Source organism: Streptomyces sp. NBC_01294 (genome assembly GCF_035917235.1).
Taxonomy (GTDB): domain Bacteria; phylum Actinomycetota; class Actinomycetes; order Streptomycetales; family Streptomycetaceae; genus Streptomyces; species Streptomyces caledonius.
The window spans coordinates 6,365,743-6,388,078 of the sequence record NZ_CP108423.1 but is presented as its reverse complement, the minus strand read 5'-3'; the positions used below and the strand labels follow the sequence as shown (position 1 = coordinate 6,388,078).

16 protein-coding genes are annotated in these 22,336 nt (G+C 73.5%); 9 read left to right on the top strand and 7 right to left on the bottom strand.

Annotated features, from left to right (window positions below; translation table 11 throughout):
- Nucleotides 1-27 precede the first annotated feature (27 nt).
- Nucleotides 28-1,644: an MFS transporter gene (locus tag OG534_RS28855; RefSeq protein WP_326591851.1), complete on the bottom strand. Its 1,617-nt coding sequence runs from the start codon at nt 1,642-1,644 to the stop codon at nt 28-30.
- 313 nt (nt 1,645-1,957) lie between these two features.
- Between OG534_RS28855 and OG534_RS28850 the strand changes: the two genes are divergently transcribed.
- Nucleotides 1,958-3,058 (top strand): lytic polysaccharide monooxygenase auxiliary activity family 9 protein, encoded by a 1,101-nt coding sequence (locus OG534_RS28850; RefSeq protein WP_326591849.1) that lies wholly within the window; start codon nt 1,958-1,960, stop codon nt 3,056-3,058.
- Nucleotides 3,059-3,138: 80 nt separating this feature from the next.
- On the opposite strand, the gene OG534_RS28845 is transcribed toward OG534_RS28850, so the two are convergent.
- From OG534_RS28845 to OG534_RS28835, 3 genes are all read right to left on the bottom strand, one after another.
- Nucleotides 3,139-3,999, bottom strand: coding sequence for an esterase/lipase family protein (locus OG534_RS28845; RefSeq protein WP_326591847.1), 861 nt, complete (start codon nt 3,997-3,999; stop codon nt 3,139-3,141).
- A gap of 158 nt (nt 4,000-4,157) precedes the next feature.
- The gene (locus OG534_RS28840; RefSeq protein ID WP_442807249.1) at nt 4,158-5,225 is read right to left on the bottom strand and encodes a DNA polymerase Y family protein; all 1,068 of its coding nucleotides are present in this window, start codon (nt 5,223-5,225) and stop codon (nt 4,158-4,160) included.
- A gap of 125 nt (nt 5,226-5,350) precedes the next feature.
- Complete coding sequence (locus OG534_RS28835; RefSeq protein WP_442807164.1) at nt 5,351-8,950, bottom strand: DNA polymerase III subunit alpha; 3,600 nt, start codon at nt 8,948-8,950, stop codon at nt 5,351-5,353.
- Nucleotides 8,951-9,091: 141 nt separating this feature from the next.
- Here OG534_RS28835 and OG534_RS28830 point away from each other — a divergent pair, with 141 nt between their 5' ends.
- From OG534_RS28830 to OG534_RS28820, 3 genes are all read left to right on the top strand, one after another.
- Nucleotides 9,092-10,162 carry a DUF3533 domain-containing protein gene (locus tag OG534_RS28830; RefSeq protein ID WP_326591844.1) on the top strand — a complete coding sequence of 357 codons (1,071 nt, stop codon included), beginning with the start codon at nt 9,092-9,094 and terminating at the stop codon, nt 10,160-10,162.
- Nucleotides 10,163-11,007: 845 nt separating this feature from the next.
- A complete protein-coding gene (locus tag OG534_RS28825) occupies nt 11,008-12,192 on the top strand; it encodes an AAA family ATPase (RefSeq protein ID WP_326591842.1) in 1,185 nt (394 codons plus the stop codon).
- A 112-nt stretch (nt 12,193-12,304) separates the two neighbouring features.
- The gene (locus OG534_RS28820; RefSeq protein ID WP_326591840.1) at nt 12,305-12,451 is read left to right on the top strand and encodes a hypothetical protein; all 147 of its coding nucleotides are present in this window, start codon (nt 12,305-12,307) and stop codon (nt 12,449-12,451) included.
- On the opposite strand, the gene OG534_RS28815 is transcribed toward OG534_RS28820, so the two are convergent.
- From OG534_RS28815 to OG534_RS28805, 3 genes are all read right to left on the bottom strand, one after another.
- Entirely contained in the window at nt 12,448-13,239 is a 792-nt protein-coding gene (locus tag OG534_RS28815; RefSeq protein ID WP_326591838.1) for an N-acyl homoserine lactonase family protein, read from the bottom strand. The genes OG534_RS28820 and OG534_RS28815 overlap by 4 nt on opposite strands.
- Before the next feature lie 154 nt (nt 13,240-13,393).
- Nucleotides 13,394-15,046 (bottom strand): amidohydrolase, encoded by a 1,653-nt coding sequence (locus tag OG534_RS28810; RefSeq protein ID WP_326591837.1) that lies wholly within the window; start codon nt 15,044-15,046, stop codon nt 13,394-13,396.
- Between the two features lie 106 nt (nt 15,047-15,152).
- Nucleotides 15,153-16,541 carry a purine-cytosine permease family protein gene (locus tag OG534_RS28805; protein ID WP_326591835.1) on the bottom strand — a complete coding sequence of 463 codons (1,389 nt, stop codon included), beginning with the start codon at nt 16,539-16,541 and terminating at the stop codon, nt 15,153-15,155.
- Nucleotides 16,542-16,708: 167 nt separating this feature from the next.
- On the opposite strand from OG534_RS28805, the gene OG534_RS28800 reads away from it, so the two are divergent.
- The 5 genes from OG534_RS28800 to OG534_RS28780 all read left to right on the top strand — a co-directional run bounded on the left by OG534_RS28800 (nt 16,709) and on the right by OG534_RS28780 (nt 22,329).
- Entirely contained in the window at nt 16,709-17,326 is a 618-nt protein-coding gene (locus tag OG534_RS28800; protein WP_326591833.1) for a TetR/AcrR family transcriptional regulator, read from the top strand.
- Between the two features lie 384 nt (nt 17,327-17,710).
- Nucleotides 17,711-18,613 carry an alpha/beta fold hydrolase gene (locus OG534_RS28795; protein WP_326591832.1) on the top strand — a complete coding sequence of 301 codons (903 nt, stop codon included), beginning with the start codon at nt 17,711-17,713 and terminating at the stop codon, nt 18,611-18,613.
- Nucleotides 18,614-19,037: 424 nt separating this feature from the next.
- The gene (gene fxsA, locus OG534_RS28790; protein WP_326591830.1) at nt 19,038-19,202 is read left to right on the top strand and encodes an FxSxx-COOH cyclophane-containing RiPP peptide; all 165 of its coding nucleotides are present in this window, start codon (nt 19,038-19,040) and stop codon (nt 19,200-19,202) included.
- A gap of 29 nt (nt 19,203-19,231) precedes the next feature.
- The gene (gene fxsBH / locus OG534_RS28785; RefSeq protein WP_326591828.1) at nt 19,232-21,484 is read left to right on the top strand and encodes a radical SAM/SPASM protein FxsBH, inactivated beta-hydroxylase extension form; all 2,253 of its coding nucleotides are present in this window, start codon (nt 19,232-19,234) and stop codon (nt 21,482-21,484) included.
- Nucleotides 21,481-22,329, top strand: coding sequence for an aminoglycoside N(3)-acetyltransferase (locus tag OG534_RS28780; protein WP_326591826.1), 849 nt, complete (start codon nt 21,481-21,483; stop codon nt 22,327-22,329). Before fxsBH ends, OG534_RS28780 begins: the two co-directional genes overlap by 4 nt.
- Nucleotides 22,330-22,336: the final 7 nt, after the last annotated feature.

The window sequence follows — 22,336 nt, the reverse complement described above, 5'->3', positions numbered from 1 at the left end:
CCAGGGCGGTTGGGACGGTCGGGGCGGCTAGGGCACGGCCGAGCGGGGCTGGGTCGTCGGGATGCGATGGGTGAAGAACATCGCGAGGAGGGCGGCGAGGGCGAGGATCGCGAGCGCGGCCTGGAGTCCGTCGAGCCGTGCCGCGGCGTTCGCGTCCAGTGCGGCCTCGGCCACCTCGCTGCTCGTGCCGGCTTCGTCGAGGGCCGTCTTGAGCTGCGCGTCCGATACGAACGGCACGCCGCTCTGGATCTTGACGGTCGCCTGGCTCTTGACGCTGTCCGGGATCGACGGATTCTGCTGCACACTGGTCAGGAAGGAAGAGGCGAGCGCGGCGATCATGATCGACCCGGCGAGTGCCGTCCCGATCGAGGCGCCGAGGTTGGTGATGGCGTTCTGGACGCCGCCGACCTCCGCGCTCTGCTCCTCCGGTACCGCGGACACGGTGACCGCACCGAGCTGGGACGCCAGCGCGCCCATGCCGAGGCCGATCAGCAGCATGGGGACGGTGACGACTTCCGCACCGGCGTCCGCGTCGAGCGCGGCCATGAGGATCACCGCGCCCGCGAGCAGGGCGAGGACCCCGAGCCGCACCACCCGCCGCGGCGAGACGTCCGGGAGGAAGCGGGGGATCAGGACCGCGGCGGCCAGGAGTGTCACCGACAGCGGCAGGAGGCGGGCACCGGTCTGCAGTGCGGACAGGCCGAGCGCGACCGACAGGTAGAGCGGTACGACGAAGAACACGCCCATCTGCACGAGGTACTGGAAGAAGAACATCGTCAGCCCGCCGGTGAGCTGCTTGTTCTGCAGCATGGCCGGGTCGAGGAGCGGCTCCTTGCGCTGCTCCACGAGGCGGGCCTCCCAGCGCAGGAAGAGCCAGATCAGCAGCAGACCGGCCAGCATCAGCCACACGACCAGCGAGATCCCGAGCCAGGAGGGCGCGTCGGGCTTCGGCTGGAACCAGCCCCATTCGTCCGAGCAGAGCACCCCGTAGACGAAGAGGCCCAGCCCGAGCGCGGACAGCACGACGCCGACGAGGTCGATGCGCTTGCGTTCGCCGATCGGGGCGTCGGCGATGCGGCGGGCCAGCACCAGGATGCCGAGCACCACCAGCACCTCACCGGCGAACACCCACCGCCAGGAGAAGTACGTCGTCGCGACACCCCCGATGAGCGGCCCGACCGCGATCGCCACCGCCCCCGCCGCCGCGACGAGCCCGTAGGCGGCGGGCCGGCGTTCGGCGACGAAGTTGCCGGCCACCAGCGCGACGATCGCGGGCAGGATGAGCGACGCCCCGATTCCTTCCAGGAAGGACCAGCCCAGCAGCAGTACGGGAAGGTTCGGTGCGAGCGCCGTGGTGAGGGAGCCGGCCCCGTAGATGCAGCAGCCGATCATGAACGCACGTTTGCGGCCGATCAGCGCCCCGACCTTGCCGCCGGGGATCATGAACATCGCCATCACCAGGGTGTAGGCGGTGATCGCGCCCTGGATGCCCGACACGGTCGTGCCCACGTCCTCGGCCACCGTCGCGATCGAGACGTTCATGACCGAGCTGTCGAGCGCCATCAGGAACTGACCGGCCGAGAGAGTCAGCAGGACGACCCGCGCGGTTGCAGAACTCTTGGCAGTGCCTGTCCTCGGAGCCATGGGCGGGATCGTCCCAGCCGACGGGGCGGGCGGATCCGCGACCCGCCACGCAGATCAACCGATTGGCGCACTGCGCTGCTCCGTGCGGAAACGCCGGTCCTGTGCTTCCTGAGCCCCTCCTTACTCCTCCCTTAAGCGGACCCTAAGGATCCCCTCCGGGGGCTCCGGGGTGGCAAAAGCCGTGGTCCCGGGGGCTAGCTTGGCTGAGCCAGGACAGGAAGGGCCGGATGTGGCGCCGCCGGGGGGGCGGCGGCGCGGGCCGATTCCGATTCCGCCTGCGCTCCCCTGCCTTGTGCCCGAAGGAGATCCACCCATGCCCGCACGCCGCCGCACCGTGACGCTGTCCCGTATCGCCTCCGCCGGTATCGCCCCGCTCGCGCTGGCCGCGTACGCCGCCGTTCCCGCGGCCGCGCACGGCTCGATGACGGACCCGGTCAGCCGGGTGGCGGCGTGTTACGCGGAGGGACCGGAAGCGCCGAAGTCGGCGGCCTGCAGGGCGGCGGTCGCGGCGAGCGGAGCGCAGGCGTTCTACGACTGGAACGCGGTGAACATCGCCAACGCGGCCGGGAACCACCGGGCGTTGATCCCGAACGGCCAGCTCTGCTCCGCCGGCAACGACAAGTACCAGGGCCTAGACCTGGCCCGCGCCGACTGGCCGGCCAGTCCGATGTCCGCCGGCGCGCACACCTTCCGCTACAAGGGCACGGCCCCGCACAAGGGTTCCTTCGAGCTGTACGTGACGAGGGACGGGTACGACCCGGCGAAGCCGCTCAAGTGGTCCGACCTGGAGCCCGCGCCGTTCGCGAAGACCACCGACCCGGGCATGCAGAACGGCGACTACGTCTTCTCCGGGACGGTCCCGAACAAGTCCGGCCGCCACCTGATCTACAGCATCTGGCAGCGCTCCGACAGCCCGGAGGCCTTCTACACCTGCTCGGACGTGGTCTTCGGCAAGGACAACGGGGGCGGTACCGGCGGCTCCGGCGGCTCCGGCGGCTCTGGTGGGTCCGGCAGCACCGGCGGCTCTGGCGGGTCCGACAGCACCGGCGGCACCGGCACCACGCCGACCACCAAGCCCGGCACGGAGCCGACCGCCAAGCCCGGCACCGAGACGGGTTCCAAGCCGTCCGACAAGCCCTCGGCCCCGACGGACCAGCAGATCGCCGCCGGCGCGGACAAGTCCACCGTGGAGCACAACGGCCACGGCGACAACGACCCGAAGACGAACGGCACGACCGACGCCGCCGCGCCCGTCCCCTCGGAGTCGTCGGCGAACGACAACCTCGCGCAGACGGGCGGCAGCAGCGCGACCCCGTCGATCGCGATCGCCGGGGCCGGCGCCCTGGCCGTGGGCGCGGCCGTGCTGTTCGGTGTGGCCCGCCGCCGTTCGACGGCGGGCCGCCACGGCCGCTAGTTCGGACCGTACGGATCGGTTCGGTTCGGATCAGTTCAGTTCAGTTCAGACGGTTGAACCGCCGGACCATCTGCGTCCCGTCACTCGAAGACGGAGGCGCAGGTGGTCCGTTCGGCGTGGGCCGGGTCAAGTGCGTTGAGCGCCTCGTGCCAGGCGATCCGGTCGGTGAGCCCGATGGCGACGTGCTCCGAGAGGTCCAGGAAGCACAGGTCCTGGAGGACGACGTTGCGTACGTTCGGTCCCTCCAGGAAGCCGCTCCGGTACGGCGTCACCACCTCGTCGTACTTGGTGGCGATCACCGTGTACTTCACCCCGGGCACGGTGTCCCCGCCCGCGTTCAGCTTCTGCAGGAAGGCGGATCCGGCGATCTGGTCGGCGAGGCCCGGGGTCGCCGTGCTGATCAGGTCCTCGGCCCCGGGGAAGTACGGGAGGAGCTTGGTGAAGCCGAGCAGGGTGGTGCCGTGGTTGTCGGGGGCGAGACCGACCAGCGCGTTGACCTTCTCGGCGCCTCCGAGGAACTTCAGGTAGTAGCGGGGCATCATGCCGCCCTGCGAGTGCCCGATGATGTCGGTCTTGGCGGAGCCGGTGGCGGCGAGCACCCTGTCGACGAAGACGTCGAGCTGTTCGGCGGACTTGTCGATGGGGCCGAGCCCGTTGAAGAGGGGCACGCCGGGCAGCTGGCCGTAGTCGAGCGAGTAGACGCAGTACCCGCGGTGCACGAGGTACGGGGCGAGGCCGAGCCAGTTGTCCCAGGAGTTGCCGAAGGTGCCGTGCACGAGGACGACGGGGCGCGGGTGGGCGGCGGACGGCTTGCAGGACCAGTTGTTCCAGCCGCTGCTGGGTGCGGACGCGGCCTGCGCGGTGCCGGTGGGGGCGACGAGCGCGGCGGCGGTGAGGGCGAGGACGGCCAGCGGGCGGAGCAGGCGTCTCCAGGGCAGCATCGTGTGATCTCCTTGCGGATCGACTCAAGGGGATGGGGCGTGGGGGTTCGTCCCGTGATCCGGATCACAAAGGGGCGCTGCTGCCGCTAAATTACGCGTGAGTAGCAACACAGGGAAGTTACACGTCGGTAAAAACTCGCGTGTCGCCCGACGACCCGTCAGGCGGCGAGCGTGCCGCGGGCGATGGCCTGCGGACCGAAGCGCGCGCGGACCCGGTCCGTGACCGCCTCCAGGCGGCGGGCCTTGTCGTCCTCGGGGTCGAAACTGAGCTGGCGTGCGGCCCGTTCGGCCGGAGTCAGGTCCTCGGCGCGCAGGGACAGCGCGCGGACCCGGGCCCGCTGCAGACCGAGCCCCTCGTACAGGGCGTAGGCCATGGCGGTCAGGGTGGCCGAGTGCGCGGTGGGTTCGGCCAGGGCGCGCGTCCGGGTGAGCGTGGTGCGGTCGGCGCAGCGGACGGTGAGCGAGAGGGCGCGGCAGACCTGCCCCTGGTCCTGGCCTTGGTCCTGGCCTTGGTCCTGGCCTTGGTCCTGGCCTTGGTCCTGCCCCTGCTCGCGCCCGTCCTGGCCCTGCCCCTGGCCCTTCCCTTGTGTACGAAGCTTCGCGCCGAGCTCCTCCGTCAGCGAGAGCAGGGCCCTGCGGTGCCGTACGGGATCCAGCTCGTCCCGGTCGAAGAGCCGCTCGGCGGCGATGGTGCGGGCGGCGGCTCCCGGCCGGACGGGGGTCCGGTCGATCCCGAGGGCGCGCTCGTGCACCTCGCGGCCGAGCCGGGCGCCGAGGATCCGCCGCAGGGCGGCGGGCGGGGCGGCGGCGACGCGGCCGACGGAGTCGAGGCCGTAGGAGCACAGGGTGCGGGCGGCCTTGGGGCCGACCCCGTCGAGGGCGGTGACGGGCTTGCCCGCCAGGAAGTCCCGTACGGCGTCGGGCTCCTCAGGGATCACCAGGGTCGCCCCGGGCCGGGCCTCGCGGGCCGCCGCCCGGGCCAGCATCGGGTTGCCGGCCACGCCGACGGCGGCGTCCACGCCGTACAGGGCGAGGGCCCGGACCCGGAGCACGGCGGCCAGCCGGCCGGCGTCGCAGCCGAAGTACCGCAGCGCGCCCCGGACATCGGCGAGGGCCGCGTCGGGCGGCAGGGCCTGCACGGCCGGGGTGATCCCGCCGAGCAGCGCGAGCACCCCGGCGTACTCCCGCGCCCCGAGCGGCCCGCCGTCCGCGGGGTGCAGCCGCAGGCACAGCACGGCCCGGCCCGCCGCCTCCCGTGGGGATCCCTGCGGTGCGCCCGGGCCGGGGGCCACCGCGGCCGTGCGGGGCCCTGCCCCCGCCCGCGCCCGCGCATCCGCGGACCGGCCGGAGGTCATCCCGCGCTCCCGGGGCTGGAGTGCCACAGCTTGCGGCCGGTCGCGGGGCCGGTGCCGGGGGGCTGGAGGTCGGCCCAGGGGTTCATCTCGTACCCCGTGGAGAAGTGGATCCGGCGGCCCGCTCCCCTCTCCCCGGCCACCTCGCCGTCGCCGCCGTCGCCGCCGTCGCCGCCGTCGCCGTCCTCGGCCGCGCCCGCACCACCACCGGAGGCGGCCAGGCGGGCCGCGACCGCGTCCAGGCCGCCCGCCGCCCGCAGTTCCACCAGCTCCGCCAGGTTCCACGCCGCCGCTCCGACCACGCTCAGGCTCTGCGGGCCCCGCCGCTGCACGACACCGCGCACCAGCAGCAGGAAGGAGTGGAAGACGGTGTGCGCGCACCGCTCGTGGCTGTCGTCGAAGAAGGCCAGGTCGACCAGGCCCGTCCCGTCGTCCAGCGTCGTGAAGATGACCCGCTTCCCGGACCGGATCGGCGGGGTCTGGGTGGCCGCCTTGGCCCCCGCGACCAGCACGGTCTGCCCGTGTTCGGTGTCCCGCAGCCGGCGTGCGGGAATCACTCCCAGCTCGGCCAGGAAGGCATGGTGGTCCCCCATCAGGTGCCGCGAGGCGTCCATGCCGAGGACGCCCAGCTCGGCGCTGAGCCGTTCCGCCTCGGTCAGGTCGGGCAGGCCGACGGAGGCCGTGGACCGGCCGCCCTCCAGCGGGAGTTGGGCGCCGCCCCGCGCTCCCGCCGCCCGCTGCGCGCCGTGCAGCTCCGTCAAGTGCAGCAGGAGGTCACGCCGGTTGGCCCCGAAGGAGTCCAACGCCCCGACCTGTGCCAGCCGTTCGGCGACCGGGCGTCCCGGGTGCGCCCGGTCCCAGAAGTCGCGCAGGGAGGCGTACGGCTGCCCGGCCTCGATCCGGTCCGCCTCGGCCGCGCTGATGCCGTGCACGTCGGACAGCCCCAGGCGCAGGCCCCACACACCACCCACATCGGACACCAGTTCGATGTGATGGGCGGCCGCCGACCGGTTCACGTCCAGCGGCAGCACCGGCACGCCCCGCCGCCGCGCGTCCGCCAGCAGCAGCCGCTTCGGATACATCCCCGGGTCGTGGGTCAGCAGCCCGGCGTAGAAGGCCGCCGGATGGTGCGCCTTCAGCCACGCCGACTGGTACGTGGGCACCGCGAAGGCCACCGCGTGCGCCTTGCAGAAGCCGTACGAGCCGAAGGCCTCGACGATCTCCCAGGTCCGGCCGATCACCTCCACCGGATAGCCGCGCTCGCCCGCCTTCGCCGCGAACCAGACCTTGATCCGCGCCTGCGACTGCGGGTCGGACAGCCCGCGCCGCACCCGGTCCGCCTCGTCCCGCCCGCAGCCGGTCATGACGTGCACGATCTCGATGATCTGCTCGTGGAAGACCACCACCCCGTAGGTCTCGCGCAGCGCGTCGGCCAGGTCCGGGTGCGGGAAGCGGACCGGCGCCCGTCCGTGCCGGGCCTCGATGAAGGGCCGCACCATGTCGGCGGCCACCGGTCCCGGCCGGAAGAGGGAGATGTCGACGACCAGGTCGTGGAAGGTCGACGGCTGCAGCCGCCCCACCAGGTCCCGCTGGCCCGGCGATTCGATCTGGAAGCAGCCCAGCGTCTCGGCGGAACGGATCAGCTCGTACGTGGCCCGGTCGCCCGGCGGCACCTGCGCCGGGTCGTCCAGGTCGAGCTCCCGCCCCGTGCCGCGCCGGATCTCCGCGACCGCGTGGGCCATCGCGGACTGCATCCGTACGCCCAGCACGTCCAGCTTGAGCAGCCCGAGCTCCTCCACGTCGTCCTTGTCGAACTGGGACATGGGGAAGCCCTCGCCGCTGGTGGGCACCACCGGCGTACGGGCGAGCAGGGAGTCGTCGGAGAGCAGCACCCCGCACGGGTGCATGGCGATGCCGCGCGGCAGCGCGTCCAGCGATTCGACGAGCTCCCACAGCCGCCCGTACGACTCCCCGCGCACGTCGCGCAGTTCCGGCAGTTCCTCCAGCGCGGCGCGGGCGTCGCGGGCGCGGATGTGCGGGAAGGCCTTGGCGAGCCGGTCGGTGACGGCCGGGTCCATGGACAGGGCGGCGCCGACGTCGCGGATGGCGTGGCGGACCCGGTAGGTCTCGGGCATGGAGACGGTGGCGACGCGCTCGGCGCCGAACCGGTCGATGATCCGCCGGTAGACCTCCAGCCGGCGGGCGGACTCCACGTCGATGTCGATGTCGGGCAGGACGCGCCGGCGCTTGGACAGGAAGCGCTCCATCAGCAGGCCGTGCGCGACGGGGTCGGCGTGGGCGATGCCGAGCAGGTGGTTGACGAGGGAGCCGGCGCCGGAGCCGCGGGCGGCCACCCGGATCCCCATCTCCCGTACGTCGTCCACGACTTGGGCGACCGTCAGGAAGTACGAGGCGAAGCCGTGGTAGGCGATGATGTCGAGCTCGTGGTGCATCCGCTCCCAGTACGCGGGGTCGTCCGCGTAGCCGCGCAGCACCATGCCCGCCGAGGCGCGGGAGGCGAGGACCCGCTGGGCGCTGCGGCGGGCGGCGCCGACGAGCCGGGCTTCGGGGAAGTGCACGGAGCCGATGCCGAGGTCGTCCTCGGGGTCCACGGCGCAGGCCTCGGCCGTACGCCGGGTCTCCGCGAGCAGGCGCCTGGCGTCGGCGGGGCGCAGGCCGGCCGCCCGGGCGATCCGGTCGGCGGCCTCGGCCATGGCGGCGGATCCCTTGAGCCAGCGCTCGCCGGTGTCGAAGGGGGCCCGGGGATCGATGGGGACCAGGCGGCGGGCCGCGTCGAGGATGTCGGCGACCGGGCCCTGGCCCGGGTCGGCGTAGCGGACGGCGTTCGTGAGCACGGCCGGGACACCCTGCTCGGCGGCGAAGCCGACGGTACGGGCGGCCAGTCGGAGCGAGCCCGGCCCGGTGCCGGTGCGGCCGTGGTGGACGGCCTCCAGGCGCAGGGAGTCGCCGTAGACCTCCCGCCAGGGTGCGAGCAGCCGGGCGGCCCGGTCGGGGCGGCCCGCGGCGAGCGCCCGCCCCACCTCGGAGCCCGGTCCGAGCAGGGCGAAGACGCCCTCCCCGCGCAGGTCGCCCCAGGGCACCAGCGGGACCTCGGCGGCCCCCGCGTGGGCGGCGGTGACCATCCGGCACAGCTCGGCCCAGCCGGCGGCCCCGTCCCGGGCCAGGAAGACGGCCCGGGGTGCGGACTCGTCCACGAAGGCCCCGCCCTTGACGGGGGTGCGCCGCCGGTGGGAGGCCTCGCCGGACCCGGCCGAGCCCCCCGACCCGGCCGAGCCCGCCGCGGACAGCCCTGCGGCCGTGGCCGATCCGGCGGCCGCGACCGCCAGGTCCACGCCGAACAGCGGGCGGATCCCCGCCTTCGCGCACGCCTTCGCGAACCGCACGGCGCCCGCCAGGGTGTCGCGGTCGGTCAGGGCGAGGGCGTCCATGTCCCGCTCGGCGGCACGCTCCGCCAGCCGTTCCGGGTGAGAGCCTCCGTAGCGCATGGAGAACCCCGAAACGGTGTGCAGATGCGTAAAACCAGGCACCCGCGGCCTCCTGCTTCGACTCGTGTGAACACCTCCCCCGCTCTCCACCATAGAGTAATTCGAATATCCGTGCGAAACACTTGTTCGATCGTCTCAGGCGTGTTTCCCACGGACTCCCGGTGCGCTCCCGGAGGTCAGCCGTTCGGCCCACCCCTGCTGCGCCCCGCAGCCGGTACGCCGAGCGTGTGGAACATGACCCAGCCCACCGAGAGCCCCGACGCAGGCCCGCCCCCAGGCTTCCTCGCCGAGGTCAAGGACGCCGTGACCACCCGGGCAGCCCTGCTGGTCCTGGGGGTGCTGGTCCTCCAGCTCGCCTTCGTCACCTCGTACATCGGGGCCTTCCACCATCCGAGGCCCAGCGAGATCCCGATCGCCGTGGCGGCCCCCCGCGCACCGGCGGCCGAGCAGGCCGCGCAGCAGCTCGCCGCCCTGCCCGGCACACCGCTCGACCCCCGTGTGGTCGGGAACGAGGCCGCGGCGCTCGACCAGGTCAGGGACCGGGAGGTCGACGGCGCGCTGATCGTCGACCCGGCCGGCACCACCGACCGGCTGCTGGTCGCCTCCGGCGCCGGAGCCTCGCTGTCCCAGGCCCTGGAAGAGGTCGTGGGCCGCGCCGAACGGGCCCAGGGCCGGACCGTGCAGGTCACCGACGTGGCCCCGGCCGCCCCGGGCGACAGCCGCGGCCTGAGCGCCTTCTACCTGGTCATCGGCTGGTGCGTGGGCGGCTACCTGTGCGCCGCGATCCTCGCGATCAGCGCCGGCGCACGGCCCGCCAACGCACACCGCGCCGTCATCCGGCTCGGCGCGCTGCTCGTGTACGCGCTCGCCGCCGGGCTGCTCGGCACGGTCATCGCGGGCCCGGTCCTGGACGCGCTGCCCGGCAGCATCATGGGCCTGTGGGGGCTGGGCACCCTGGTCGTCTTCGCGGTCGGCGCGATCACCCTCGCCTTCCAGGGACTGGCGGGCGTGATCGGCATCGGCCTCGCGATCCTGCTGGTCGTGGTGCTCGGCAACCCGAGCGCCGGCGGGGCCTACGCGTATCCCCTGCTGCCGCCGTTCTGGAGCACCATCGGCCCGGCCCTGCCGCCGGGCGCCGGCACGTACGCCGCGCGCTCCATCTCGTACTTCAGGGGCAACGGCGCGGGCGGGCCGATGCTGGTGCTGGCCGCCTGGGCGGTGGTCGGGGCGGCGGTCACCGTGGCCTGCGCGGTGTCCCGCAGGGGCCGGCCGGGCGCCGCGGTAGGCAGCGGCCTCCCCGACTGACCCCTGTCCCGGGCGCTGCCCGGACCCGCCGGCGAGGCTGAATATGCCTGAGCTCGGCCCGGCCGGAAGGGGCTGTTCGGCTCGGCTGTGCCCGCTGCGCGGAGCACCCGGGCTCCGCCCGGACCCGCGCCTCAATCGCCGGCGAGGCTGAATTTGCCTGCGCTGAGCTTCCGGGTGCTGCCCGAACCCGCGCCTCAATCGCCGGCGGAGCTGGATGGTGCGGGTTGCCCTGCGGGCGGCTCGGCGGCTCGCGCCGTGTGCCGGGTGCTGCCCGGACTCGCGCCTCAAACGCCGGCGGGGCTGGATGGTGCGGGCCTGTCGGCGCAGGTCGGTCCGTGGGGCCGTGCCGGGATGTCTCCTCGGCTCGCGCCTGCGGGCAGGTCCCGGCCATCGGCCTGGGTTGCGCGCTCGTCCTGCGGGGACACCCCGCCACGTCCCCACTCCCCTCCGCCCCAGCCACGCGAAGGAACTCCCCCGCACTGCCGAAGCCGGCCGGTGGGGCGGGGACACGCAGGAGGGTCCCCGCAGGACGAGCGCGCAACCCAGGCCGTACGGCTGGACCACTGCCAAGTGCGCGAGCCGAGGAGATCCTCGTGCGGGGCCCCGACCCACCCCCACACACCGCCAAACCCCCGCAGGGGAACCGCGCGAGCCGAGGAGATCCTCGTGCGGGGCCCCGACCCACCCCCGGACTAGGCCAGCCGTACACCGCCGAGCACCCCGCAGGGCAACCCGCACCACTCAGCCCCGCCGGCGATTGAGGCGCGGGTCCGGGCAGCGCCCGGGACACGGCCCGGGCCGCACACCGCCGAGCACCCCCGCAGGGGACCCGGCATGATCGGTGCGTGATCACCACCCTCGCCGTCGAAAACTACCGCTCCCTGCGCAAGCTGATCGTCCCGCTCGGCCGGCTCACCGTCGTGACCGGCGCGAACGGCACCGGGAAGTCCAGCCTCTACCGGTCCCTGCGCCTCCTCGCCGACTCCGCGCGCGGCGGCGCGATCGCGGCCCTGGCCCGGGAGGGCGGGCTGCCCTCCACCCTGTGGGCGGGACCGGAGAAGACGGCGCGGGCGGTGCGCGAGGGACAGCACCCGCTCCAGGGCACGGTCCGCAGCGAACCCGTCAGCCTCCGCCTGGGCTTCTCGGGCGACGAGTTCGGCTACGCGGTGGACTTCGGCCACCCGGTGCCGGTGGCCGACTCCCTCTTCGCCCTGGACCCGGAGATCAAACGCGAGTGCACCTGGGCGGGCCCGGTCCTGCGCCCGGCGGCCCTCCTCTCCGACCGGGCGGGCCCGGCCGTGCGGACGCGGACGGCCGACGGCGGCTGGCACCGCACGCAGAACGCCCTGCGCCCCTACGACTCCATGCTCAGCGAGCTCGCGGACCCCCAGCTGGCTCCGGACCTCCTCGCCCTGCGCGAGCTGATCCGGTCCTGGCGGTTCTACGACCACGTCCACACCGACGCCGAGGCTCCGGCCAGGACCCCGCGGGTCGGCACCCGTACGCCGGTGCTCAGCGCCGACGGTTCCGACCTGCCCGCCGCCCTGCAGACGATCCGCGAGATCGGGGACCACGCCGCGCTGGACGAGGCGGTCTCCGCGGCCTTCCCCGGCAGCCGGGTCTCCGTCACCGACCGCGACGGCCGGTTCGAGCTGGAGCTCCACCAGCACGGCCTGCTGCGCCCGCTGGGCGCGGCCGAACTCTCCGACGGCACCCTGCGCTACCTGCTGTGGACGGCGGCCCTGCTGACTCCGCGGCCGCCCGCCCTGATGGTGCTCAACGAGCCGGAGACCAGCCTCCACCCGGATCTGCTCGCCCCGCTCGCGGACCTGATCCTCACGGTCAGCCGGGACACGCAGACGGTGGTGGTCACCCACGCCGCCCCGCTTGCCGAGGCTTTGGCGGCCGGGACCCGCCGGCACCGGGTGGACCTGCAGACCATCACCCTGGTCAAGGAGTTCGGCCGGACGGAGGTCGCGGGCCGCGAGGGCCCGCTGGACGAGCCGCTCTGGTACTGGCCCAAGCGCTGAGAACCCGGGCCCGGCCTGACCGGAAGGACGCCCCTGGCGTGGAGCGGATCTCCTACGGGGATCCGCAGGAGCGCCCTACGACCGGCTCGCCGCCCGCGCCGACCCCCACGAGATGGCGCAGGCGCAGCTGTGCGCGCACGGCTGGGACGCGGCCAGGACCCTCACCTGGGCACGCCACTTGTACGAGGGGCTGGCGGAGTTCTTCGCGGCGGCCGCGCGCGGGGCACGCCGTTCTCGTAGGGCAGGAGTGAGCGTCTAGTCCCAGAAGTCGCCGTCGTGCGGCAGGTCGGCGAAGTGGCCGGGGTCGTGGGACAGGAACACCGGGATGCCGGCCCGGGACAGCGCGCGCAGTCGCCCGTAGGTGAGCAGTTTCTCCTCGATGTTCCAGTCGCTGGGCATGGGCACGTTCCGGTCCAGCCCCTCTTGGAGGTGCGCGGCGTCCCCCATGAGGCCGATCCGTCCGTGGTGGCCGAGGTCGAGGATGACGCCCTGGTGGCCGGGCGTGTGGCCGATCGTGCGCACGATGGTGAGCGTGCCGTCCTGGAACAGGTCGATGTCACCGCGGAGTTCGAGGAAGTCGTAGCCCCGGCCGCCCGCGTAGTCGTTGAACGCGTAGCCCCGGGCGGTCCAGCGGTCCGGCCACCAGGCGTGGCGCAGCTCCTCGTGCTGGGCGACGTGCACGGCGTGCGGGAAGTAGGTCATCCCTCCGGCGTGGTCGAGGTGCAGGTGGGAGTAGATGACGTACCGGACGTCGGCGAGCCGGTAGCCGAGTCGTTCCAGCTGCGCGTCGACGGCGTGTGCCCGGGTGAACGCCTCGGCGCCGTACGCCGCCCGCAGGCCCGGACCCCAGTGGGCCTCGGCGGCCTCGGGGTCCGCCACGCGGTGGTTGACGCCCGTGTCGAAGAGGATCAGTCCGTGGGCGGCGTGCTCGATGACGGCCACCGTCGAGGGCACGGTGACCGTGCCGCTCGCCCCGTGCTGGATGCCGCTCTTCGGCATGGTGAAGGGTCCGGCGTCCACCGTCGTCACGCGCAGTCTGGCGGCCACGGGACCTCCCTCCCGGGTGGCCGGGAAGGGCGCGCCCGGCCGACGCATCGCCCCTGTCCAGGCTAACCCTGGTGCGACGGGACCACACGCCGACGGCCGGGGCTCGCGGGTGGGTGCGCGGTGGGCGGCGGGCGGCTCCGCCCCCACGCGGACGTCAGACGCGGTGGACCACCTCGCCCGCCACCACCACCGTCTCGGCGACCGTGCCCGGGATCTCGTCCACCGGGACGGCGAAGATGTCCCGGGACAGGACCACGAAGTCCGCCGCCTTGCCGACCGTGAGCGAACCGCGTTCCTCCTCCAGGAAGTTGGCGTGGGCCGAGCCCATCGTGTAGCCGTGCACCGCCGTCTCCACGTCCACCGTCTCGGCCGGCTGCCAGGCCGGGCCGCCGCCGGACAGCGGGCGGCGCGTCACCGCCGTGTAGATGCCGACCATCGGGTCCATCTCCGCCACGTTCCAGTCGCTGGAGAACGCCAGCACCGCCCCGGCCTCGTGCAGGCTCCGCATCGGCCAGGCCTTGTGCCAGCGGTCCTCGCCCACGTTCTCCGCCCAGTCCTGGCCGGGGCCCGCGATCTCCGGCGCGCAGTGCCTCGGCTGCATGCACGCGACCACGCCCAGCTCCGCGAAGCGCGGTACGTCCGCCGGGTCGAGGCATTCCACGTGGACTACCTGGTGGCGGGAGTCGCGCGGGCCGTTCACCGCCCGTGCGTGCTCCACCGCGTCCAGGACGGTCCGGATCCCCCGGTCGCCCGTGGCGTGCACGAAGCACTGGAAGCCGCGGGCGTCCAGCCCGGCGAGCAGCTGCGCGAACTCCTCGGCCGGGTAGAAGGTCTCGCCGCGGTGGGAGCCGCACCCGGTGTACGGCTCCAGCAGCGCGGCCGTCCGCGGTTCCACGACGTCGTCGATGTAGAGCTTGAGCGGGCCGACCCGCAGCCGCTCCCCCGCGTAGGTACGGGCGGCCGTCGCGAAGGCGTCGAGCTCCTCCTCCGTGGTGCCGCGCGGGTGGAACAGCGCCGCGACGATCCGCGAGCGCAGCCGGCCCTCCACCCGGGCCCGCTCGTAGAGCGCGAGGTCGTCGAGGGAGTTCTGCGGTTCCACGACCGTGGTGATGCCGAAGCCGATCGCGTCGTCGAGGCTCTTGGCGAGCCGCCCGTACTGCCGGTCGGTCGAGGCCCACGGGACGCCCAGGTCGCGCAGGGCCCGGTGGCCGTCGCGGGAGAGTCCCTTGACGGCGAAGTCCTTGACGAATCCGGTGGGTTCGCCGCTCCCGGGGTCCACCGCCGCCGTGCCGAAGGGGAGGTCGGTGCGGTCCCGCGAGACCCCCAGCCGCCGCATGGCCGCCGTGTTCAGCCAGGCCGTGTGCACGTCGTACGAGAGCACGATCGCCGGGGTGTCCCCGGTGACCGGGTCCAGGTCGGCGGCGCACGGCATCCGCCCGCCCGGCACGGCCGAGTAGTCGAAGGCCTCGGCCTCGATCCACTCCGCGTCCGGGTTGGCCTCCCGCCAGGCCAGGATCCGCTCGTGGATGCCCTCCAGCGTGCGCACCCCGGCGAGCTGCACGCACGCGTCGTCCGAGCCGAGCCGGACGTGGTTGTGCGCGTCGATGAAGCCGGGGAGCACCAGCCTGCCGCCGGCGTCGATCCGCTCGGTGTCCGGCCCGGCCCAGGCGGCGGCCTCGTGGCCGGGGCCGATCCAGACGATCCGGCCGTCGTACACGGCGAGGGCCTCGGCCTCGGGCAGGTCCGGGTCCACGGTGTGGATGCGGGCGCCGGTGAGCAGCAGGTCGGCGGGGAAGGGCTGTGCCATGGGGTGGTGCTCCTGTGCAGAGGGGTGGGATGCAGAGGGGTGGGGTGAGGCATGGAGGGGTGGGGCGAGGTGCGGAAGGTGGGGTGCGGAAGGTGGGGTGCGGAGGTCAGGCGGCCGGTACGTACGCGGGCACGCGCCGGGCCAGCGCCCAGTAGGTGAGGCCGGAGACGGCCGCGCCGAGCAGGGTGAGGTCGGCGCCGCCGAGCGGGGCCACGAGCGGGCCGGTCCACAGCGCGGAGTCGCAGGTCAGCGCGGCGAAGACGATGCCCGCGAGCAGGGCGGTGAGGCCGGCCGGGTGGTAGCCGGCGCGGTACCAGTAGGCGCCCGCGCTCCCGGCGTGCAGCGCGTCGGCGTCGTAGCGGCAGCGGCGCAGCACCATGTCCGCGAGGAAGACTCCGCCCCAGGGCGCGAAGACGATGATCAGCAGGGAGAGGAAGGAGAGCAGGGAGGTGGTGAAGTCGGTGAGGAAGAGCGCGGCGAGCGAGCCCGCGGCGGTGACGGCGGCGCTGATCACGATGGCCCGGGCCCGGTTCCACGGGATGCCGAGGACCTGGAGGTTCAGGCTGGAGGAGTAGAGGGTGATGATCGAGTTGGTGACGGAGCCGCCCAGGACGAGGGCGAGGAACAGCGGCTGGAACCAGCCGGGCAGCAGGCTCTCGGCCCCCGCGACGGCGTCGGTCATGTCGGTCTGGGTGGCGGCGGCGACGCCCGCGACGCCGAGGGCCACCGAGGAGAGGAAGCCGCCGAGGGCGCCCATCCAGGTGATCGACCGGAGCGAGGTGGTCCGGGGCAGGTAGCGGGTGTAGTCGGCGGGCATCGGCAGGTACGAGAACGGCCCGGCCAGCATGACGACGAAGGCGAGGCTCCAGCCGGACAGCCCGGGGGCCGCGGCCGGGGCGGAGGTCTCGGCGCCGGGCAGGACGAAGACGAGCAGCGCGCCGAAGCCCGCGGCGAGGACGTAGGCCATCCAGCGCTCGGCGAACTGCACGGTGGCGTGACCCCACATGGCGACGGCGAAGGTCAGCGCGAGGGTGACCAGCAGGGCGACGGCCCGCCCCGCGCTGCCGCCGTCCCAGCCGATCTCGGTGAAGAACACCTCCAGGGCCAGGGTGCCGACGACGGTGTTGACGATGGTGTAGCCGATGCTCACCACCCAGTTGAGGACGCCGGCCGGGAGGTTTCCGCGGACCCCGAAGGCGGCCCGGGACAGGACCAGGGTGGCGGTGCCGGTGCGGCTGCCGCCGAGTCCTGCGGCACTGATGGCGAAGAAGGACAGGCCGCCGATCACGACGACGGCGGTGGCCTGCCAGAAGGAGAGCCCGAAGGCCACGGCGAGGGCGCCGTTGATGACGTAGGTGAAGGTGAGGTTGGAGCCGAACCAGAGCCAGAAGAGGTCCTTGGCGCTGCCGTGGCGTTCCGCGTCGGGGATGGGATCGATCCCATGGGTCTCGACCCGGAACACCTCGTCGACGTCGGCTGTCTCCTGCTGTCCCATTGACGGACCCCTGACCTTGGTGACCTTGACCATGAACGGATGAGCCCATGAATCTTGAATGGCGTTCTAAGTTCTTGAATGGCATTCAAGATGCGCGCTCGACCGCGACCCCGTCAAGACCCTGTCCGGGATAAGGTCGGGCCACGAAGATCCGGAGGGCGGAACTGGTGGCGGGAGCGGCGCGGCGGCGCGACGGGCGGGTCGCCCAGGAGCGGATGCTGGAAGAGGCCATGGCGGCGATCGCCGAGGACGGGCTGGCCTCGCTCACGATGTCCGCGCTGGCGGAGCGGCTCGGCACCAGCGGCGGCCACATCCTGTACTACTTCGGCAGCAAGGACCGGCTCCTGCTGGAGGCCCTGCGCTGGAGCGAGGAGCAGCTCGCCGGGGAGCGCCGCGCACTGCTGGGCCGCCGGGTCACCGCCCCGCGCAAGCTGGACCTGTTCCTGGAGCTCTACCTCCCGCTGGGGCCGCGCGACCCGCGCTGGACGCTGTGGATCGAGCTGTGGGCCCGCACCGCCTCCAATGAGCCGCTCAAGGCGGCGCAGGAGGAGATCGACGAGGGCTGGCAGCGCGACCTGGAGGCACTGCTGGCCAAGGGCGTGGACCAGGGCCGCTTCGCCGCCTTCGACGTACCCGCCCGGGCCTCGGAGCTGCTCGCCCTGCTGGACGGGCTGAGCACCCGCGTGGTGCTCGGCCAGCGCGGCGCGGACCGCGCCCGGGCCCTGGAGCAGGCCCGCTCGGCGGCGGCCCTGCTGGTGCCCCGCACCTCGCCCCCCGCGACCTGAAGCGGCGATCCGCGCTTTCCCGACGGCTCGGCCCGACGACTTGACCCAACGGCCCGGCCGGCCGACTTGACCCGACGACTCGACCCGCCGACGCGACCCGACTCGACTCGCGCCCCAATTCGACACCCAAAAGCGGAAGCCGCGGCGCCGAATAAGCCCATTCCGGGGAGACGGCAGGCTGTTCACGGCCATTCACGCCCGTTCACGCCTGTTCACGCCCCCATGGCCACCTTCTTGACCTGGGCACATGTGGGCGCCACAAAGGCCTCCGCGCGCTTGAGAATTCCTTCACAAGAATTTCGCGCAGAGTGCGCCCTACCGCGCTCCTCCCCCAGCGAGCACAATCGCCGTGACGACTCACATCGATCGTGAGGGAGGGAGCGCGTGCGCAATCAGGTGCGCACAGCGGACGGGCGCGCTCTGACCGTGGAGCGCTGGGGCGATCCGGACGGCAAACCCGTCTTCCTGCTCCACGGCATGCCGGGCAGCCGCCTGGGCCCGGCCCCCCGGGGCATGGTCCTCTACCAGCGCCGGATGCAGCTCATCGCCTACGACAGACCCGGCTACGGCGGCTCCGACCGCCACCCGGGCCGCACCGTCGCCGACGTGGCCCAGGACGTGGCCGCCATCGCCGACGCCCTCGGCCTGGACACCTTCGCGGTGGCCGGCCGCTCCGGCGGTGCCGCCGGAGCACTCGCCTGCGCCGCCCTGCTCCCGGACCGGGTCACCCGGACCGCGGCGATGGTCGGCCTGGCCCCCCGGGACGCGGAGGACCTGGACTGGTTCGCCGGGATGGCCGCGTCGAACGTGAAGGAGTACACCACCGCCTCCGCCGACCCCGAGGAGCTGGCGGCCCGGCTGATCCCCCGCGCCGACGGCATCCGCAAGGACCCCGGACGGCTGCTGGACGAGCTGCGCCGGGAGCTGACCGACAACGACCGCATGATCGTCTCGGACGCCGGCCTGCGGTCGATGCTGTTGCGGAACTACCGCGAGGGGCTGCGCCATTCGGCCTACGGCTGGATCGACGACGTCCTCGCCTTCAGCCGCCCCTGGGGCTTCGACCCGGCCGACATCCGCTGCCCGGTGCTGATCTGGCACGGGGAGCTCGACGTGTTCTCCCCCGTGGGCCACTCCCGCTGGCTGGCCCGCCGCATCCCGGGGGCCACCACCACCATCGAGCCGGCCGCCGCGCACTTCGCGGCCCTGCGCGCGCTGCCCGACGTACTGAACTGGCTGCTGCGCGACCTGCCCGTGCCCGACCTCGGCGCACAGCAGCCGGCCTGACGGCTCGGGCCGAACTCGGCCACCTCCATGTAAATTTGACCGGCCGTCACATCAGGGCCGCGCGAGGGGGTGCGGGCGGCCCGTCCCCGCCGGCGCGCCGAGCACCTCGCCGCGCCGCGGCCGGATCGCCGGGGTGGCCGCGTTCCCGCAGGCCACGGGCTTGCCGCGGATCCCGGTACCGCCGAGCGTCCGGCGAAGGACCCCCGGTGCCGGTCCCGCCGCCGGGAGAAAAGGATCTTGCCGTCCGGCGAACGGCCGAATAAGCCACGTCGAGAAATACGCCGTGCTCGCTATAGAACGGTTGACCAGGCGTCATGTCTCGGTTGCCAATGGGGTGTGGCCGAGTAAAGTCCACGCTTGACGGCAGCATGTCGCTGTTGTCATTCACATGCCCATTCCACATGGCTTCCCCAAGGACGGTGTCGTGAACACTTCCGCAACCCCCGCGACCAGCACGGTCAAGGCCCGCCGGGTCCCGCTCGCCAAGATCGACGTCCACACCGCGTCCGCGGCCACGACGCTCGGCCGCGTGCTCCCGGCCGAATCCGGTCGCCCGGTTCAGGCACCGATCTTCAACTCCGCGCTCTGACACCCAAGTAAGCGCTCTAGACTGGTGGAATGACCGGCCTGATCGCATTTCGCGAGATCGTCCTGAAAGTTCACAGCAGATGCGATCTTGCTTGTGATCATTGCTATGTCTACGAACACGCAGATCAGAGCTGGCGAGCCCGGCCGAAAGTGATCTCCCCCGAGGCTATTTCGCAGACCGCGTCGCGGCTCGCCGAACATGCCCGTGACCATGCACTCCCCTCTGTCACGGTGATTCTTCACGGAGGGGAACCCCTGTTGGCGGGCACCGCCCGGCTCCGCCTCGTGTGCGAGGAGTTCAGCCGGGCACTCACCGGGGTCGCCGCCCTGGACCTGCGGATCCACACCAACGGGCTCCAGCTCAGCACCCGTTACCTCGACCTCTTCGACGAGTTCGGCGTCCGGGTCGGCATCTCCCTCGACGGGGACCGCGCCGCCAACGACCGCCACCGCCGCTTCGCGGACGGCCGTACGAGCCACCCGCTGGTCCTGGCCGCCGTCGCCCTGCTCCGTTCGGCGCCCTACCGCCACCTCTACCAGGGCCTGCTCTGCACCGTGGACGTGGCCAACGATCCCGTCGCCGTGCTCGACGCGCTCGTCGAACTGGAGCCCCCGCGCGTCGACTTCCTCCTCCCGCACGCCACCTGGGAGACGCCCCCGGCCCGCCCCGACGGCGCCCCCGACGCGTACGCGCGCTGGCTCCTGCGGATCTTCGACCACTGGGAGCGGCTGGGCCGCCCGGTGCCCGTACGGCTCTTCGAGTCCCTGTTCTCCACCCTGCGCGGCGGACCCAGCCTCACCGAGTCGCTCGGCCTCGCGCCCACGGACCTCGTCGTCGTCGAGACCGACGGGACCCTGGAACAGGTGGACTCGCTCAAGAGCGCCTTCGAGGGGGCCGCGGCCACCGGCTTCAACGTCTTCGACCACGCATTCGACCAGGTCGCGGCCCATCCCGGGGTCCGTGCCCGGCAGCAGGGCCTCGCGGGCGTCAGCGACTCGTGCCGCCGGTGCCCCGTCGTACGTTCGTGCGGGGGTGGGCTCTACACCCACCGCTACCGCGACCGCAACGGCTTCGACAACCCCTCCGTGTACTGCACCGACCTGCGCGAGCTCGTGGACGGGGTCGAGGGCCGCACGGCGCTGCGGGAGACCGCCCCGCAGCTGTCCGACCCGGCCGAACTGGCCCGCTCCCAGGAGGAGCTCACCCGGATCCTGCTGGCCCGGCTGCACGCGGACCTCGCCGCCGAGCCCGGCTGGGCGCGCGCCTGGGAGCTGCTGGCCGCCGTGGAGCAGGCCGGGGAGGTGGGCGCGGACGCGCTGGACGCCGTACTGGACCACCCCTTCACGCGGACCTGGGTGCTGGCGGCCCTGGACGCCGCCCGCGAGGGCAGGCAGGACGCCGCGGAGGCGGCGCGCAGGCTGACCGCGCTGGCCGCCGCGGCGGTCCTGCGCGGCGGGCTGGACCTGCCGGCCGAGGTGGCCTACCGGGACGGCGAGGTCTACCTGCCGACGCTGGGGCTGCTGCGGCTCGGGGAGCCGGGCACGGAGGGCCGGGCCGCGCTGCACGTCACCGACGAGGGGTACGCGGTACGGGACGGCCGCGCCGAGCACCGCTTCGGGCCCGCGGCGGGCGACGCCCGCTGGCAGCCCGTACGCACCTGGTCGCCCGGGCCGGACGCGGCCCCGGTGGCGCTGGAGGACCTCGACCCGTACCGCAACTGCTTCGCCCGCCCGCCCAGGCTCCGCCTCGGCGCCGGCGAGGCCGAGGAGTGGCGGGGCAGGCTGGACCGGGCCTGGGCGACGCTGCACAAGGCGGTGCCCGAGTTCGCCCGGGCGGCCGCCGTCGGGCTGACCACGCTGACCCCGCTCGCCGGCGGCCCGCGCTCCGGCGGCTGGGGCGAGGCGGGCCGGCACGGGCCGGGGGCGCTCGGGGTGCCGTACGCGGCCGGGGGGCGGGAGACCGCGCTCGCGCTGCTGACCGGTCGGCGGCGGACCCGGCTGCGGGCGCTGACCGAGGTGGCCGACCTGTACGCGCTGGACGGTCAGTGGCAGCACCCCTCGCCGTGGCGGGAGCGCCCGGTCCCGGTGTCCCGGCTGCTGGCCGACGTGCACGAGCGGGTGGCGGTGGAGGCGTACCGGCGGGCCACGGCGGCCCCCGAGCCGGGCGGCTCGGACCGGATCCACCAGGCCCTGGACCGGCTTTCGGAGGCGGCCGAACTGACCGTCACCGGCAAACGCCTCGTCGCCGAGCTGCGCTACGAACTGAAGACGGTCGACGCATGACCGCGCCCTCTCCCTCCCCGGCTCCCGCGGGGCCGGGGCGGGGACCCCGCGGCACCGGGACCCTCGGGCTGGCCGTGCAGCTGCGGCTGCTCGGGGTCCGCCCCGGGATGCGGCTCATGGTGCACGCGGCGCTGCGCGGGACCGGGCTGCGCCCGGAGCAGCTGCGCGACGCCCTGCGGGGCGTCCTCGGCCCGCGCGGCACCCTGGTGGTCCCCGCGTTCACCCCGGAGAACTCCAGGACCTCCCACGCCCATCTGGAGCGGATCGCCGGCCTGGACGGGTCCGGGCTGCGGGACTTCCTCGACCGGATGCCGGCCTTCGACCCGGCGAGCACCCCGAGCCAGGGCATGGGCTCGCTCGCCGAGGCCGTCCGCACCGCCCCGGGGGCCGCGCGCAGCGCCCACCCGCAGACCTCGTTCGCCGCGCTCGGCGCCGACGCGGAGCGGCTCTGTTCCGGTCACCGCCTGGAAAGCCACATGGGTGAGGAGTCGCCGCTGGGAAAGCTGTGCTGGGAGGGCGGACAGGTACTCATGATCAATGTGGGGTTTTCGGTCTGCAGCGCTTTCCATCTCGCGGAGTATCGAATTCCGAAGCCCCCCTTGCGCATGTACGAGTGTGTGGTGAAGGTGAACCTTCCGGAGGGGCCGCAGGGGCGTCGACAGGAGGGGGAGTGGACCGCGTACGAGGACGTCACGCTGGATGACAGCGATTTCGCGGAGATCGGCAGGACGTTCCCGGATTCCCGGGTGCGCAGGGGGCGGGTGGGAGGGGCGTCGACCATGCTCTTCTCCCTCCCGGATGCCGTCGATCACGCCCTTGAGTGGATGACCGAAAACAGACGCTGATTGACTG